Origin of the sequence: Sulfitobacter faviae (assembly GCF_029870955.1) — a bacterium.
GTDB classification, from domain to species: Bacteria; Pseudomonadota; Alphaproteobacteria; order Rhodobacterales; family Rhodobacteraceae; genus Sulfitobacter; species Sulfitobacter faviae.
Map to the genome: position 1 here is coordinate 463,217 of NZ_PGFQ01000001.1, position 13,436 is coordinate 476,652.

At 62.6% G+C, this 13,436-nt stretch carries 15 protein-coding genes; 10 read left to right on the top strand and 5 right to left on the bottom strand.

Annotation, left to right across the window (positions count from 1 at the left end):
* Nucleotides 1-2 precede the first annotated feature (2 nt).
* Genes CUR85_RS02460 through phnN form a run of 4 tightly spaced genes read left to right on the top strand, consistent with a single transcriptional unit; the run spans nt 3 to nt 2,920 of the window.
* Nucleotides 3-872, top strand: coding sequence for an alpha-D-ribose 1-methylphosphonate 5-phosphate C-P-lyase PhnJ (locus tag CUR85_RS02460; RefSeq protein WP_067261460.1), 870 nt, complete (start codon nt 3-5; stop codon nt 870-872).
* Nucleotides 869-1,639: a phosphonate C-P lyase system protein PhnK gene (gene phnK, locus CUR85_RS02465; protein WP_067261337.1), complete on the top strand. Its 771-nt coding sequence runs from the start codon at nt 869-871 to the stop codon at nt 1,637-1,639. Before CUR85_RS02460 ends, phnK begins: the two co-directional genes overlap by 4 nt.
* A gap of 52 nt (nt 1,640-1,691) precedes the next feature.
* Nucleotides 1,692-2,375, top strand: a complete 684-nt coding sequence (phnL, locus tag CUR85_RS02470; protein WP_067261335.1) for a phosphonate C-P lyase system protein PhnL — start codon at nt 1,692-1,694, stop codon at nt 2,373-2,375.
* The gene (phnN, locus tag CUR85_RS02475; RefSeq protein WP_067261333.1) at nt 2,372-2,920 is read left to right on the top strand and encodes a phosphonate metabolism protein/1,5-bisphosphokinase (PRPP-forming) PhnN; all 549 of its coding nucleotides are present in this window, start codon (nt 2,372-2,374) and stop codon (nt 2,918-2,920) included. The genes phnL and phnN overlap by 4 nt, the downstream gene beginning before the upstream one ends.
* Here phnN and CUR85_RS02480 read toward each other — a convergent pair.
* Nucleotides 2,896-3,573 (bottom strand): DUF1045 domain-containing protein, encoded by a 678-nt coding sequence (locus CUR85_RS02480; protein ID WP_067261332.1) that lies wholly within the window; start codon nt 3,571-3,573, stop codon nt 2,896-2,898. The two genes, phnN and CUR85_RS02480, sit on opposite strands and share 25 nt — an antisense overlap.
* A gap of 47 nt (nt 3,574-3,620) precedes the next feature.
* Here CUR85_RS02480 and CUR85_RS02485 point away from each other — a divergent pair, with 47 nt between their 5' ends.
* The 6 genes from CUR85_RS02485 to CUR85_RS02510 all read left to right on the top strand — a co-directional run bounded on the left by CUR85_RS02485 (nt 3,621) and on the right by CUR85_RS02510 (nt 9,411).
* Nucleotides 3,621-4,769 carry an alpha-D-ribose 1-methylphosphonate 5-triphosphate diphosphatase gene (locus CUR85_RS02485; protein WP_067261459.1) on the top strand — a complete coding sequence of 383 codons (1,149 nt, stop codon included), beginning with the start codon at nt 3,621-3,623 and terminating at the stop codon, nt 4,767-4,769.
* Between the two features lie 210 nt (nt 4,770-4,979).
* Complete coding sequence (locus CUR85_RS02490) at nt 4,980-6,191, top strand: PAS domain S-box protein (RefSeq protein WP_280321408.1); 1,212 nt, start codon at nt 4,980-4,982, stop codon at nt 6,189-6,191.
* Nucleotides 6,188-7,375, top strand: coding sequence for a response regulator (locus CUR85_RS02495; protein ID WP_280322855.1), 1,188 nt, complete (start codon nt 6,188-6,190; stop codon nt 7,373-7,375). Before CUR85_RS02490 ends, CUR85_RS02495 begins: the two co-directional genes overlap by 4 nt.
* 60 nt (nt 7,376-7,435) lie before the next feature.
* On the top strand, nt 7,436-7,723 hold the full coding sequence (locus CUR85_RS02500) for an SH3 domain-containing protein (protein ID WP_067261325.1): 288 nt from the start codon (nt 7,436-7,438) through the stop codon (nt 7,721-7,723).
* Between the two features lie 163 nt (nt 7,724-7,886).
* Nucleotides 7,887-8,822, top strand: coding sequence for a class II glutamine amidotransferase (locus tag CUR85_RS02505; protein ID WP_280321412.1), 936 nt, complete (start codon nt 7,887-7,889; stop codon nt 8,820-8,822).
* A gap of 22 nt (nt 8,823-8,844) precedes the next feature.
* On the top strand, nt 8,845-9,411 hold the full coding sequence (locus CUR85_RS02510; RefSeq protein ID WP_067261322.1) for a poly-gamma-glutamate hydrolase family protein: 567 nt from the start codon (nt 8,845-8,847) through the stop codon (nt 9,409-9,411).
* Nucleotides 9,412-9,452: 41 nt separating this feature from the next.
* Here the strand turns inward: CUR85_RS02510 and CUR85_RS02515 are convergent, their stop codons facing one another.
* The 4 genes from CUR85_RS02515 to CUR85_RS02530 all read right to left on the bottom strand — a co-directional run bounded on the left by CUR85_RS02515 (nt 9,453) and on the right by CUR85_RS02530 (nt 13,374).
* Nucleotides 9,453-10,304: an ABC transporter permease gene (locus CUR85_RS02515; protein WP_067261320.1), complete on the bottom strand. Its 852-nt coding sequence runs from the start codon at nt 10,302-10,304 to the stop codon at nt 9,453-9,455.
* A 4-nt stretch (nt 10,305-10,308) separates the two neighbouring features.
* Entirely contained in the window at nt 10,309-11,166 is an 858-nt protein-coding gene (locus tag CUR85_RS02520; RefSeq protein WP_067261318.1) for an ABC transporter permease, read from the bottom strand.
* A complete protein-coding gene (locus CUR85_RS02525; protein WP_067261317.1) occupies nt 11,166-12,251 on the bottom strand; it encodes an ABC transporter ATP-binding protein in 1,086 nt (361 codons plus the stop codon). The genes CUR85_RS02520 and CUR85_RS02525 overlap by 1 nt, the downstream gene beginning before the upstream one ends.
* 61 nt (nt 12,252-12,312) lie before the next feature.
* Nucleotides 12,313-13,374 carry an extracellular solute-binding protein gene (locus CUR85_RS02530; protein WP_136720422.1) on the bottom strand — a complete coding sequence of 354 codons (1,062 nt, stop codon included), beginning with the start codon at nt 13,372-13,374 and terminating at the stop codon, nt 12,313-12,315.
* Between the last annotated feature and the right edge of the window lie 62 nt (nt 13,375-13,436).

Below are 13,436 nucleotides of genomic sequence, written 5' to 3' on the forward strand. Positions count from 1 at the left end.
GCATGAACGACTACAATTTTGCCTATCTGGACGAGCAGACCAAACGGATGATCCGCCGCGCGATCCTGAAAGGGCTGGCGATCCCGGGCTATCAGGTGCCCTTTGCCAGCCGCGAGATGCCGATGCCTTACGGCTGGGGCACTGGCGGGGTGCAAGTCTCTGCCGCGGTGCTGACGCCCGAGGATACCTTCAAGGTGATCGACCAAGGGGCCGATGACACGACCAACGCCGTCTCGATCCGCCGCTTTTTTCAAAAGACCGCCAGTGTCGCCGTGACCGAAGCCACGACCGAGGCCAGCGTCATCCAAACCCGCCACCGCATCCCCGAAGCCACGCTGCGCGAGGATCAGGTGCTGGTCTATCAGGTGCCGATCCCCGAACCGCTGCGCTTTCTTGAGCCTTCGGAGGTCGAGACCCGCAAAATGCACGAGCTGGAGGAATACGGGCTGATGCATGTGAAACTTTACGAAGACATCGCCCAGCACGGCGCGATTGCCACGGCCTATGCCTATCCGGTCAAGGTCGAGGGGCGCTACGTGATGGACCCATCGCCGATCCCGAAATTCGACAATCCGAAACTGGAAATGGCCGCGATCCAACTCTTCGGCGCGGGGCGCGAGCAGCGGATCTATGCGCTGCCGCCCTATACGCAGGTCGTCTCGCTGGATTTTGAGGACCACCCCTTTGAGGCGAGCAAGGCCGACCATCCTTGCGGCCTCTGCGGGGCCGAGGACAGCTATCTGGATGAGTTGATCGTCGATGATGCAGGTGGGCGTTTGTTCATGTGCTCCGACACCGATTATTGCGCGGCCCGTCAGGCCGCCGGGCATCGCGGCGCGGATGCGGCACCTGTGGTGGAGGGCATGGCATGACCCCCTTGTTGCAAGTGGAAAACATCGCGAAATTCTATGGTGCGCGGATCGGCTGCACCGATGTCAGCTTTGACCTCTTCCCCGGCGAAGTCATGGGGATCGTCGGGGAAAGCGGCTCGGGCAAGTCGACGCTGCTGAACACGCTGGCGGGGCATCTGACGCCGGATCGCGGGGCGGTGCGTTTCGACACCCGCGCCGACGGGCTGCGCGACACGGTGACGATGAGCGAGCCGGAGCGCCGGATGCTGTCGCGCACCGATTGGGCCTTTGTCCACCAGCACGCCCGCGACGGGCTGCGCATGAACGTCAGCGCAGGCGGCAATGTCGGTGAGCGGCTGATGGCCGTGGGCGCGCGGCACTACGGCGACATCCGCGCCAGCGCCACCGATTGGCTGGGCCGGGTTGAGATCAACGAAGACCGGATCGACGACCGGCCTTCGGCCTTCTCTGGCGGGATGCAGCAGCGTTTGCAGATCGCCCGAAACCTTGTGACCGGACCGCGGCTGGTCTTCATGGACGAACCCACAGGCGGGCTGGACGTGAGCGTTCAGGCGCGGCTGCTCGACCTGCTGCGCGGGCTTGTGCGCGAGATGGGGCTGAGCGCCATCATCGTGACCCATGATCTGGCGGTGGTGCGGCTCTTGGCGGATCGGTTGATGGTGATGAAAGACGGCCATGTGGTGGAAACCGGCCTGACCGATCAGGTGCTCGACGACCCGCAGCACGGCTATACGCAGCTTTTGGTCTCTAGCGTGCTACAGGTGTGAACATGCAAAGAAAACCATTCAATTTCAGAATTATACCGAGCAAGGCTAAACCATGATACGCGTGGAAAATGTAAGCAAATCCTTCACCCTGCACAATCAGGGCGCTGCGGTGATCCCGGTGATGCGCGGCGGTGAGTTGACCGTGGCGCGGGGCGAATGCGTGGCGCTGACTGGCGCTTCGGGCGCCGGGAAATCGACGCTGATGCGGATGATCTATGGCAACTACCTGACCGCCTCGGGCCGGATCATGGTGGGCGATCTGGATGTCGCCCAAGCTGCCCCACGCGAGATACTGGAGCTGCGCCGTCATGTGCTGGGCTATGTCAGCCAGTTCCTGCGCGTCGTGCCACGGGTAGCAACGCTGGATGTGGTAGCCGAGCCGCTGCGCGCGGTGGGCAGCAGTGAGGCCGAGGCACGGGCCCGCGCCGAAGAATTGCTGGCACAACTCAACATCCCCGAACGGCTTTGGCAGCTCAGCCCCACGACCTTTTCCGGCGGGGAGCAGCAGCGGGTGAACATCGCGCGCGGCTTTGCGCATCCCTACCCCGTCCTGCTGCTGGACGAGCCGACGGCGAGCCTTGATGCCACCAACCGCGCCACGGTGCTGGCGCTGATCGAAGAGGCCAAAGCCCGCGGCACGGCGATCTTGGGCATCTTCCATGACGAAGCCGCCCGCGACCAAATCTGCGACCGCGAAGTGGACGTGACCCGCTTCACCCCCGGATTGGCGGCATGAGCGGGCGTTTCATCGCGGTTGTGGGGCCGTCGGGCGTGGGCAAGGACAGCGTGATGGCAGCGCTTGCCGAGGCGCAGCCCGACCTCTTCCTCGCCCGCCGCGCCATCACCCGGCCCAGCGAAGCGGGCGGCGAAGACTTCGACGGGATCGAAGAGGACACGTTCCTGCGGCTGGAGGCCGAAGGCGCCTTTGCCCTCAGCTGGGCCGCGCATGGGCTGCGCTACGGCATTCCCATCGCGGTCGATATGGCGCTGGCCGAGGGGCGCGACGTGCTGGCCAACCTCTCGCGCGCGGTGCTGACCGAAGCGAAGCTCAGGTTTGACCGGTTCGAGGTGCTGTCGCTCACCGCCGCGCCCGAAGTGCTGGCCGCGCGGCTGCGGGGCCGTGGGCGCGAGAGTGAAGCGGAAATCACCGCCCGACTGGCCCGCGCCGAACGGGCCTTGCCCGACCATATCGCCGCCATCGAGATCGACAACTCCGGCCCGCTGAAGCAGACCGTGGCACAGGCGCTGGCGGCGTTTTATCCCGAAAGGGCCGCGCGGTGAACCTCATGGAACATACCGTCTTCGGCCTGCCCCACCAGTGTCAGGCTGTCCAGCACGAAGGGCTGCGGCAGATGCGGCGTGATATAGGGGGCGAGCGCTGCGGTGACCTGCGGCAGATCGGCCTTGGGCAGTTTGCCGGTCAGGGTGATGTGAAAGCGGAACGCCTCCATCACATAAGGATAGCCCCATTGGCTGAGGTTGGCCTCCTGCTCTGGGGTCAGATTGGCCTGACGCCTGCGGGCCAGATCGGCCTCGGTCGGCGGCGCGCGGAAAGTATCGAGGCCGCGCACCACCTCGGCGGCAATCGCGTTGAGCGCGGCGGTGTCCCCCTCGGGCGTCAGCGCCAGAAACCGGCCCAGCGGGGTCAGCGCCAGCCCGTCCAGCGTGACCGGCGCAAGCCGCTTGCAAAGCGTCTTGAACTCGGTCAACACCCCGTCAGCCGTGGTGCCTTCGGCCAGCACGAACGGCGGCTTGACCGTCGCGTGCAGCCCGTATTTGCGCGGCGTTTCGGTCAGGGCGGCCACGTCCAGCCCCGCGACCTCAGGATGCGCCACGGCACGCCCGCGCGCCAAATCCCACCCCAGCCAAGCGGCCCCAGCCTCGGCCAATGCGCCCTGTGGCGTGTAATAGATCGCGTAGCGGTCGAACTTCATTCATCTTCTCCCTGCATCCATGGATGCGCAACAAGCGTGACCTTCACATGACAAAAGAAACCATTCTCGCCAATGCCAAAATTATCCTGCCCGATGCGGTGATCCCCGGCAGCGTGGTGCTGCGCGACGGGGTGATCGCCGAGATCGCCGAAGGCACCGCCCTGCCCAAAGGGGCGATCGATTGCGAAGGCCGCTACGTCGCCCCCGGGCTGGTGGAGCTGCATACCGACAACCTAGAGCGCCACATGAAGCCGCGGCCCAAGGTCGACTGGCCGCACCGTGCCGCTATCATCGCCCATGACCGCGAACTGGCGGGCACCGGGATCACCACGGTTTTCGACGCGATCCGGGTGGGGTCGATCCTGTCGGACGAAGGGCGCAAACGTTACGGAAAATACGCCCGCGACATGGCCGATGAGATCCTGATGATGCGCGACAGCGGGGCGCTGGCGATCAGCCACCACATCCACCTGCGCGCCGAGATCTGTTCCGAAACGCTGGAGGAGGAACTGGCCGAGTTTGGCCCCGACGATAAGGTCGGCATCGTCAGCCTGATGGATCACACCCCCGGCCAGCGGCAATTCCGCGACGTGCAAAAATTCGAGGATTACGTCTGCGGCAAGAACGGCCTGCCGCGGGAGGATTTCGGCGATTACGTCACCTTCCTACATGGGTTGCAGGACCGGCTTGGCGCGAAACATGAAGCGGCCGCGGTGGCGGCGGCGGCGCGCTATGGCGCGGCGCTGGCCAGCCATGACGACACCACCGCCGCACAGGTCGCGACCAGCCATGCCCATGGCGTGCGGCTGGCCGAATTCCCCACCACCCGCGAAGCGGCAGAGGCGTGCCATGCCCAAGACATCGCCACGATCATGGGCGCGCCGAACCTCGTGCGCGGCGGCTCACATTCGGGCAATGTCGCGGCCAAGGAACTGGCGGAACTGGACCTGCTCGATATCCTGTCGTCCGACTATGTGCCCGCAGCCCTTTTGCTGGGCGCAGTGCAACTGGGCAACCTATGGGGCGACATGGCACGCGGGCTCGCCACCGTGACCCGCACGCCCTCGCATCACGCAGGGTTGACCGACCGGGGCGAGATCGCCCTGGGCGCGCGGGCCGATCTGATCCTCTTTGACATCATGAAAGACGCGCCGATTTTGCGCGCGGTCTATGCCATGGGCAACCGCGTGGCGTAACCGCGCCCTGCCCCCTGCGCATCCGCCGGTCCCGGCGGGTGCCCCTCCCACCTATTTGCGCAAAAACCCGCCCCTTGTACGAATGTGGCTTTTTGCCCTCGTCTTGTCCCTCCATAAGGCTAGGTTAAACAAACCTGCATCTTGCAGTAATAATTTAGCCGGTCATCATGGCCGACAAGTTTGAGGAAAATGGTGCGAGAAGCATTCAGATTGGCGAGTGATCGCCTTGGCCAGATCGTCGAAGATGCGGCCAGCGAAGTTTACCTGTTTTCAGTCGAAGATTTCACCTTCACCCTCGCCAATCGCGGCGCGCGGGAGAACCTTGGCTATTCGATGGATGAGCTGCGCGGCATGGCGGCTTGGGACATCAAGCCCGAACTCTCGCGCGAGGCCTTTCTGGAACTCGTCCAACCGCTGCTGAGCGGTGAGAAGACGATGTTGGAATATGAGACGATCCACCAACGCAAGGACGGGTCGCGCTATAACGTGCTGACCCATCTGCAATTGATCGTGACTGAGAATGACACGGTCCTCTACGCGGCCATTCAGGACATTACGAAACAAAAAGAGGCCAACGCGGCGCTGACCAAGGTCTCGGCCCGGCTGGACGCCATCCTGAGCAACACGACGATGGCCATCTTCATGATGGACGACAAACAGCAATGCGTTTTCATGAACCGCGCCGCAGAAGAGCTGACCGGCTATCGGTTCGAGGAAACCGCAGGCCGACCGTTGCATGATGTGATCCACCACACCCATCCCGACGGGCGGCATTTCCCCATCGAAGACTGCGCCATCGACCGGGCCTTTCCCGAGAACCACCAGACCCAAGGGGAAGAGACCTTTGTCCATAAGGACGGCAGCTTCTACCCCGTGGGCTTCACCGCCTCCCCGATGAAGGACGAGACCGGCAAGACCGTGGGCACGGTGATCGAGGTGCGCGACCTGCGCGAAGAACTGCGCGCCCGCAATGCCGAGATCGAGTTCAACAACGCGCTGAAAACCAAGATCGAAGAGGCCATGGCCGAGCGGGACCGGCTTGAGGCGCAATTGGTGCAGGCGCAAAAGATGGAAGCCGTGGGCCAGTTGACCGGCGGCATCGCGCATGACTTCAACAACTTGCTGCAAGTGGTGGGCAGCAACCTGCAACTCTTGTCGAAAGAACTGCCCGAAGGCGACGCCAAGCGGCGGTTCGTCGACAATGCCATGGCAGGCGTGTCGCGCGGGGCCAAGCTCACCGCGCAGTTGCTGGCCTTTGGGCGGCAGCAGCCCTTGGAGCCGAAACCGCAGAACCTTGGCCGATTGGTGCGGGGCATGGACGACATGCTGCGCCGCACGCTTGGCGAAGGGATCGAGGTCGAGACGGTAATCTCGGGGGCCTGTGGAACTGTCTTGTCGACCCGGCGCAGTTGGAGAACGTGATCCTGAACCTCGCCATCAACGCGCGCGATGCAATGGCCCATCACGGCAAGCTGACGATCGAAGTGGGCAATGCCGCGCTGGACGATGCCTATACGCAGAACCATCCGAACGTGGCGCCGGGCCAATATGTCATGCTGGCGATCACCGACACCGGCGCGGGCATCCCGCCCGAGATCATGGAAAAGGTCTTTGACCCCTTCTTCACCACCAAGGAGACCGGCGAGGGCACGGGGCTGGGCCTTAGCATGGTCTACGGTTTCGTCAAACAATCCGGCGGGCACATCAAGCTCTACAGCGAAGAGAAGCAAGGCACGACCGTGCGGGTCTACCTGCCGCGCACACAGCGCAAGGAGGAAAGCGCCCCGCTGCCCGCCACCACCGACACGCCCACCGGCAGTGGCGAGGTGATCCTTGTGGTCGAAGACGATGCCGCCGTGCGTGAGACTGCCGTCGATCAACTGCGCGATCTTGGCTATGGCGTGCTCACCGCCGAGAATGCGGACAGCGCGCTGGCGATCGTCAAAAGCGGGGTGCAGATCAACCTGCTGTTCACCGATGTGGTCATGCCCGGCAAAATCCGTAGCCCCGAGCTTGCCCGCGAGGCCAAGGCGCATCTGCCGAATGTCGGCGTGCTCTTCACCTCGGGCTATACGCAGAACGCCATCGTTCATGCCGGACGGCTCGACGAAGGGGTCGATCTGCTGAGCAAACCCTACACCCGCGAACGGCTGGCGCTGAAAATCCATGAAATCCTCTCGCGCCAAACCAGTGCCGACACCGCCCAGCCAGCGGCGGAGGCCGCGCCGAGCACCGATGACGCGCCGAAGGTGCTGTTGGTCGAAGACGATGCGCTGATCTGCATGGCCACGGCGGATATGCTCGCTGATCTGGGCTATGTCGTGACCGAGGCCGACAGCGTCGCCGCCGCGGAACGCAGCCTTCAGGCAGAACGGTTTGATGTCATGTTCACCGACCTTGGCCTGCCCGATGGCTCCGGCATGGAACTGGTGCAGCATGTGACGCAGCTGCGCCCCGAGATCGCCGTGATCATCGCCTCGGGCGCCGATCCGCGGGAATATGCCGAAGGCGATGCAGAGGCGGGTCGCTATGTCAGCTTGATGAAACCCTATGACGAACATTCGTTGAAACGGGCGTTGGAGCAGTGCAAGGCGGCGGCGGAATAAGGCGGCTAGGATCAGCCCGGTTTTCGATCTATGAGAAAGAAAACAAAAGAGAGGCAGATCATGCGCAGCATTACATTCGCAGCCGTTTCCACCGCCATGTTCATCGCCGGTTGCGCGGGCGTGGCCAGTGACCGCGTCATGGTGCACCGCACCGGGCCGGATGAGCTTTTAAAACTGCGGTCCGGGCCGGGTTTGGACTTCGGGATCATCATGGGGCTGCCCGACGGCACCATCCTGAACCGCCGCGATTGCGTGACCGAGATCGGGCAGTTGTGGTGCCGCGTCTCCTTGGCCGATGCGCCTGAGGTGCAGGGCTATGTCTCGGCGGATTATATCTCTGACATCTGATTTATGAACTCGGGTGGCCCGTTTGCCGGGCCGCCGCCCCCGACGGGCGCGGCTCTAGGGCCGCGCTGCCGCGTCCCAAGTCGATTTTCGCGCGCCTTGCTCTATCTCAGCCCTTCACACCCTTTTTCGAAGTCGCTGAAATATCTCAAGAGTAAGGAAAACCATGTGCCGCTTCCTCGCCTATATCGGACCTGAACTGCCAATCGAGTCGCTGCTCCTTGCGCCTGAGAACAGCCTGCTGAACCAAAGCCTCGATCCGGAACTGCACCCAAGCCTTCAACTGGCCGGATGGGGGTTCGCCGCCTGGAGCGACCATCTGCTGCATCCCGAAGCACCGCTGCGCTACCACCGGCCCAAGGCCGCCTTTCACGACGACAACGCCAAATCGGTGATCCCTAGCCTACAGGCGCACACGCTGCTGTCGCATATCCGCGCGGCCTCTTATGACGCCAGCGTGGTGCAGGCCGATGAGAACTGCCACCCATTCTCCTTTGACCATACGCCGTGGATCATCGCCCAGAACGGCGCCCTGCCCCATTGGCGGCAGTTGCAGCGTGAACTCCTACCCCATTGCAAGGATCGCTACCTCACCCAGATGCGCGGCACGACGGATACGGAATTCCTTTATGTGCTGCTGCTGTCCCTGCTGGAGGGCGACAGCGACGAGGACGTGCAGCGCGGGTTTGAAAAACTGTTGCAGGTGATCTGCAAGGCTGCCCGCGACCTCGACCTCGCCGCGCTCACAAAGCTCAAGATCGCGCTGGTCAGCAGGGAGCGGATCATCGGCGTGAACTTTGGCTGCGGCCATGAGGGGGAGACGGATGTCACGGGCGATTGGCAAAAGCTGCGGGATGAGGGCCTGCCCCTGTCGATGCTGCTTGAGCCGATCTACCTGCTCACCGGGGCGAATTTTCAGGACTATGCGAACACCTATGACATCGACGCCTGCCCCGAAGGGGGGGCCACCTCGGCCATCCTCGCGTCGGAACCGCTGACCGAAAACGCGGAGGAATGGCTGAAGATCGAATTCGGCGAGATCGTATTTCTGGAGCGGAAGGACGGGCTGATCCGCAAAACGGTCCGCAAGCTCGACGTGTAACCGCCATTTAACAGGAGCCTTTATGGCAGATCGCTTCCAGAATTTTGCCGACCTCTCCGCTGAGATGAACGCGGGCGTCGATTACCGCATCCGGGCCGAGGACCGCGGCAGCGCGGTCGTCATTCTGGCCCCGCATGGCGGCACGATCGAACCCGAGACGGGCCTGATCGCCGAGGCCATCGCGGGGCGCGACCTGTCGCTCTATGTCTTCGAGGCGCTAAAGCCCGGGGCGCATGGGGATTTTCACATCACCTCGCACCGTTTCGATGAGCCGCAGGCGCTGGCGCTTGTCGGCAGCGCCGAGGGGGCCGTCGCCGTACATGGCCGCAAGGACGATGGCACAGAAACCGTATGGCTCGGCGGGCGGGACAAGGCGATGCGCGATGCCATCGGCGCCGCCCTGCGCAAAGCGGGCTTCGGGGCAGAGGTGAACACCGCCCTGCCCGGCCTACATGAGACGAACATCTGCAACCGCACCGGCAAGGGCGCGGGGGTCCAGCTTGAACTGCCCCGGTCGCTGAGGCGCCATCTGGCAGAGGATGCGGATTTGCTTGAAAGGTTCAGCCGGGCGGTGCGTGCCGCGCTTTAGCCGGATGTAGCAGGCCCGGCTGGCGGGCCTGCCGAGGGGGATTAGCCCTTTTTCTGGAACAGGATCACCAGCAGCGCCAAAAGCGACGAGCCCAGCATCAAGAGCAGCGACACGGCGTTCAGCAGCGGGGTCGACCCCTCTTTCAGCCGGTCGAACATGGCGATGGTCAGCGGCGCGTCGGAGCCCACGAGCATCAGCGTGGTGTTGAAGTTCTCAAAGCTCATCAAAAACGCCACCACCACGGCACCGACCATCGCAGGCGCAAGGAACGGCAGCGTGATCGTGCGCACCGCTGTCAGACGGTCCGCGCCAAGGTTCAGCGCCGCCTCTTCCAAGGTCCGGTCGAATTTCTGCAACCGGGCCGAGATCACCAGCGTGGCGATGGTGGTGATAAAGCTGAACTGCCCGAGGATCACCAAAAGCAGACCGGGGCGCAACGCCTGTATGTCGATCTGCGCCAAGTCCCAAACACCATTGGCCAGCGTCGAAGAGAACACCAGCACCGAGATGCCCAAGACGATGCCGGGGATCACCAGCGGCAGCAGCATCAGCACATAGAGGAACCCCTTGCCACGGAACTCATAACGGTTGAACAAAAAGGCGTTGGTCGTGCCCACGCAGACGGAAAGCACCGCCACGCAAAGCGCCACAAAGGCCGAGGTGCCGACCGCGCGCAGAATGCCGCGTTCGTGAAAGACGCCGATCTGCGGACGCTCCTCGCCAAAGAACCAATTCCATGTGAACCCCTCCCACGGAAGAGAGGGGAACTGGCTGTCGTTGAAGGCAAAGACCGCCACCACGGTCAGCGGCAGGGCCAGATAGAGAAAGAACAGCGCCACATAGCCACCATAGACAATGCGAAAGCTGCGCGATTGCGGGATTGTCGGGATCATTGGATCACCCCATCGTTTCCTTGAGGGTCCGGCCCGTCAGCCAGAGCATCCCCCAGACGATCACCGAAGACAGCACCAAAAGCATAAAGCCAAAGGCGGCGCCCAGCTCCCAATTGGAGCGCACGATGAACTGGTTATAGATCATTTCGGTGAACCACAGACTGTCCTTGCCGCCCAGCATCGTCGGCGTCAGGTAGTTGCCCAAGCTCAGCATGAAGACCACGATACAGCCCGACACGATGCCGGGCATCGCATGGGGGATGATGATCTCACGCAAGACGGAAAGCCCGCTGCCGCCCAGATCATAGCCCGCCTCGATCACGCTGTCGTCGAGGCTTTCCAGCGTGGTGACAAGCGGCACCACCATGAAGAGCATAGAGGTATAGACCAGCCCCACCATCATCGTGGCATCCGTATAAAGCAACTCGACCGGACGGTCCGCCAGCCCCACCCATTGCAACAGGTTCGAGACGAGACCCGTCTCGCGCAGCAGGATCATCCAGCCAAAGGTGCGCACCAGTTCGGAGACGTAAAACGGGATCAGGCAGAGCAGGAACAACACCTGCTGCAAGCGCCCCTTCGCCATTTTGGCGATGTAATAGGCCACCGGAAAGGCGATCAGCAGCGTCAGCGCGGTGGCCAGCACGGACATCACCGCCGTGCGCCAGAAGGTGCGCAAGTAAAGTGGCTCGGTCAGCGCCTTTTCATATTGCACCAGACTGGTTTCATAGACGCCGAAACTGATCCGCTCGCGCAGCGAAATCAGCAGCATGTCGATATGCGGGATGATGATCAAAAGCCCCAGCCACAGCACCAAGGGCGTCAGCAGCAAGTAGAATGTCAGTCGAGATTGGCTGCGCATCACGCGACCCCAAAGCAGGTCGCCTGCCCCGCGCCCCAGCCGATATGGACCACGTCGCCGCGTTTCAGGCTTGAGAACTCTCCCGATTGCGGCAGCGTGACTTCGAGCGTCTCACCCACATCATCCTGCACCAAGACGCGGGAAGCCGCGCCATTGAACAACAGGCTGGTGACGGTGCCCTTTAGCTGATTGTCGAACCCCGACAGCGCATCGGCACTGGCAGCCAGCCGAATGGATTCGGGCCGCACGAAAATCTCGGCCTTTGCCCCTTGGACAAGGCCCGCGCCGGTGGCGCGCATGGCAAGCCCGCTGTCGGTGCGCAATTGCAGGGCGTCGCCCTCCACCCGTTCGATCCGGCCTTTCCAGCGGTTCGACTCTCCGATGAAACCGGCGACGAAGGGCGTTTCGGGGCGGTAGTAGAGATCTTGCCCCCGGCCCACCTGCTCGAACTGGCCATTGCTCATCACCGCGATCTGGTCAGACATCACGAGCGCTTCGGATTGGTCGTGGGTGATATAGACGAATGTCGTATCAAAGGCGGCTTGCAGGGCCTTTAGCTCAACCTTCATATGCTCGCGCAGCTTGAGGTCCAGCGCCCCCAGCGGCTCATCCAGTAGCAGCACGTCAGGCTCCAGCACCATGCAGCGCGCGATGGCGACCCGTTGCTTCTGCCCGCCCGAAAGCTCATCCGCCTTGCGCGCGCCGATGCCCGGCAGGCCGATCCGGTCTAGCGCCTCATCGACTTTGCGCGCAATCTCGGCCTTGGGCATGCCGCGACGGCGCAGCCCGTAGCCGATGTTTTCGGCAATCGTCATCATCGGGAAAAGCGCCAGATGTTGGAACACCATGTTCACCGGGCGCTTGTTCGGCGGCGTATCGAGCACTGAGCCGCCCTTGATCCGAATGTCACCAGAGGTGGGGTCGAGAAACCCCGCGATCATCCGCATGATTGTTGTTTTGCCGCAGCCCGAAGGCCCGAGGATGGAGAAGAAACTGCCGGGCGGCACCGTGAAGGAGACGTTGTTAACAGCGGTGGTATCGCCGAACCGCTTAACGAGGTCGACGCATTCCAGATCTGGGGTCATGTGAATTCCGTATAAAGATGCGACACCCCCAATATGAGGGTGCCGCTCGTAGGGTCAGTTATCAGTTGGCAGCTTGGACGCGGTCCAGCACTTCGCCTTCGATGGTTTCCAGACCGGCGGGCACCGGCGGATACCATTTGATATTGTCGACGGCTTCTTGCGGGAAGCTGTTCTGATACTTGGCTTTCAGGCTGTCTTCGGCAAACTCATCCGCGCCTGCGGAGGCGGTGAAGTTACCCGCCGCTGCGGTGATCATCGCCGCGATTTCCGGCTGCATGACGAAGTTGATCCATTCATAGGCCACATCGTCGGCCTGCCCTTTGGCGGGCAGAACGAAGGTGTCGATCCAGCCCAGCGCACCCGAGGCCGGGGCCACGAAGGTAATGTCGGCGTTGTCGTCGTTCAGCTTCCAGCCGCCGGTATCCCATGCCATGGAGGCGGTCACCTCGCCCGAGCGCAGCAGGTTCATCAGCTCATCGCCGCCACCCCAGTAGGTTTTGACGTTCTCTTTGCATTCGATCAGCTTCTCTTCGACCTTGCCCATGATCTCAGCATATTTCGCTTCGTCGTCATAGGCGGCAAAGGGGTCTTCACCCATGGCGAAGGCGAAACCGATGAGCGTCGGGCGCTTCAGGCGGTAGGACACTTTGCCTGCCACTTCGGGCGCGCAGAGGTCGGTGTAATCCTTGACGGTGTCACCCGCTTCGGCGGTGTTCATCACCAGACCGGAGGTGCCCCAGACATGCGGCACGCCATAGACATCGCCGTTCACGGTGGTGTTGGCCATGGTCGCGTCGAGCATGGAGGGGATGAAAAGCTCTTTGTTCAGCTTGGAGACATCGATCGGCTTGTAGATGCCGAATTCCATCTGCGGCCCCATGATGCGGTCTTGCGAAGGCTGGGCGAGGTCGAAACCACCGCCGCCCGTGGCGCGCAGCTTGGCGATCATCTCTTCGTTGTTGGATTTCGTGACTTCGACGGTATGGCCGGTCTCTTCTTCGAATTTCGCGACCACGTCCTCAGGTGCGTAGCCGCCCCATGTCAAAAGGCGCAGCGTGTCGGCTTGGGCCACGGAGGCGAGCCCCGCCAGCATGGTGCCAGCCAGCAGAATGGTTCTTGTCATGGGAAATCCTCTTTCTAGTGTACTCATTGTCGGCAGAATGCGCGCGTTAGACCAGTTGGTCA

What these genes read in the sequence shown, in the direction of transcription:
- phnL (WP_067261335.1), top strand. Translation starts at nt 1,692, where the DNA reads ATGATACGCGTGGAAAATGTAAGCAAATCCTTCACCCTGCACAATCAG.
- CUR85_RS02515 (WP_067261320.1), bottom strand. Translation starts at nt 10,304, where the DNA reads ATGATCCCGACAATCCCGCAATCGCGCAGCTTTCGCATTGTCTATGGT.
- CUR85_RS02480 (WP_067261332.1), bottom strand. Translation starts at nt 3,573, where the DNA reads ATGAAGTTCGACCGCTACGCGATCTATTACACGCCACAGGGCGCATTG.
- CUR85_RS02505 (WP_280321412.1), top strand. Translation starts at nt 7,887, where the DNA reads ATGTGCCGCTTCCTCGCCTATATCGGACCTGAACTGCCAATCGAGTCG.
- CUR85_RS02530 (WP_136720422.1), bottom strand. Translation starts at nt 13,374, where the DNA reads ATGACAAGAACCATTCTGCTGGCTGGCACCATGCTGGCGGGGCTCGCC.
- CUR85_RS02520 (WP_067261318.1), bottom strand. Translation starts at nt 11,166, where the DNA reads ATGCGCAGCCAATCTCGACTGACATTCTACTTGCTGCTGACGCCCTTG.
- CUR85_RS02510 (WP_067261322.1), top strand. Translation starts at nt 8,845, where the DNA reads ATGGCAGATCGCTTCCAGAATTTTGCCGACCTCTCCGCTGAGATGAAC.
- CUR85_RS02485 (WP_067261459.1), top strand. Translation starts at nt 3,621, where the DNA reads ATGACAAAAGAAACCATTCTCGCCAATGCCAAAATTATCCTGCCCGAT.
- CUR85_RS02525 (WP_067261317.1), bottom strand. Translation starts at nt 12,251, where the DNA reads ATGACCCCAGATCTGGAATGCGTCGACCTCGTTAAGCGGTTCGGCGAT.
- phnK (WP_067261337.1), top strand. Translation starts at nt 869, where the DNA reads ATGACCCCCTTGTTGCAAGTGGAAAACATCGCGAAATTCTATGGTGCG.
- CUR85_RS02500 (WP_067261325.1), top strand. Translation starts at nt 7,436, where the DNA reads ATGCGCAGCATTACATTCGCAGCCGTTTCCACCGCCATGTTCATCGCC.
- phnN (WP_067261333.1), top strand. Translation starts at nt 2,372, where the DNA reads ATGAGCGGGCGTTTCATCGCGGTTGTGGGGCCGTCGGGCGTGGGCAAG.
- CUR85_RS02460 (WP_067261460.1), top strand. Translation starts at nt 3, where the DNA reads ATGAACGACTACAATTTTGCCTATCTGGACGAGCAGACCAAACGGATG.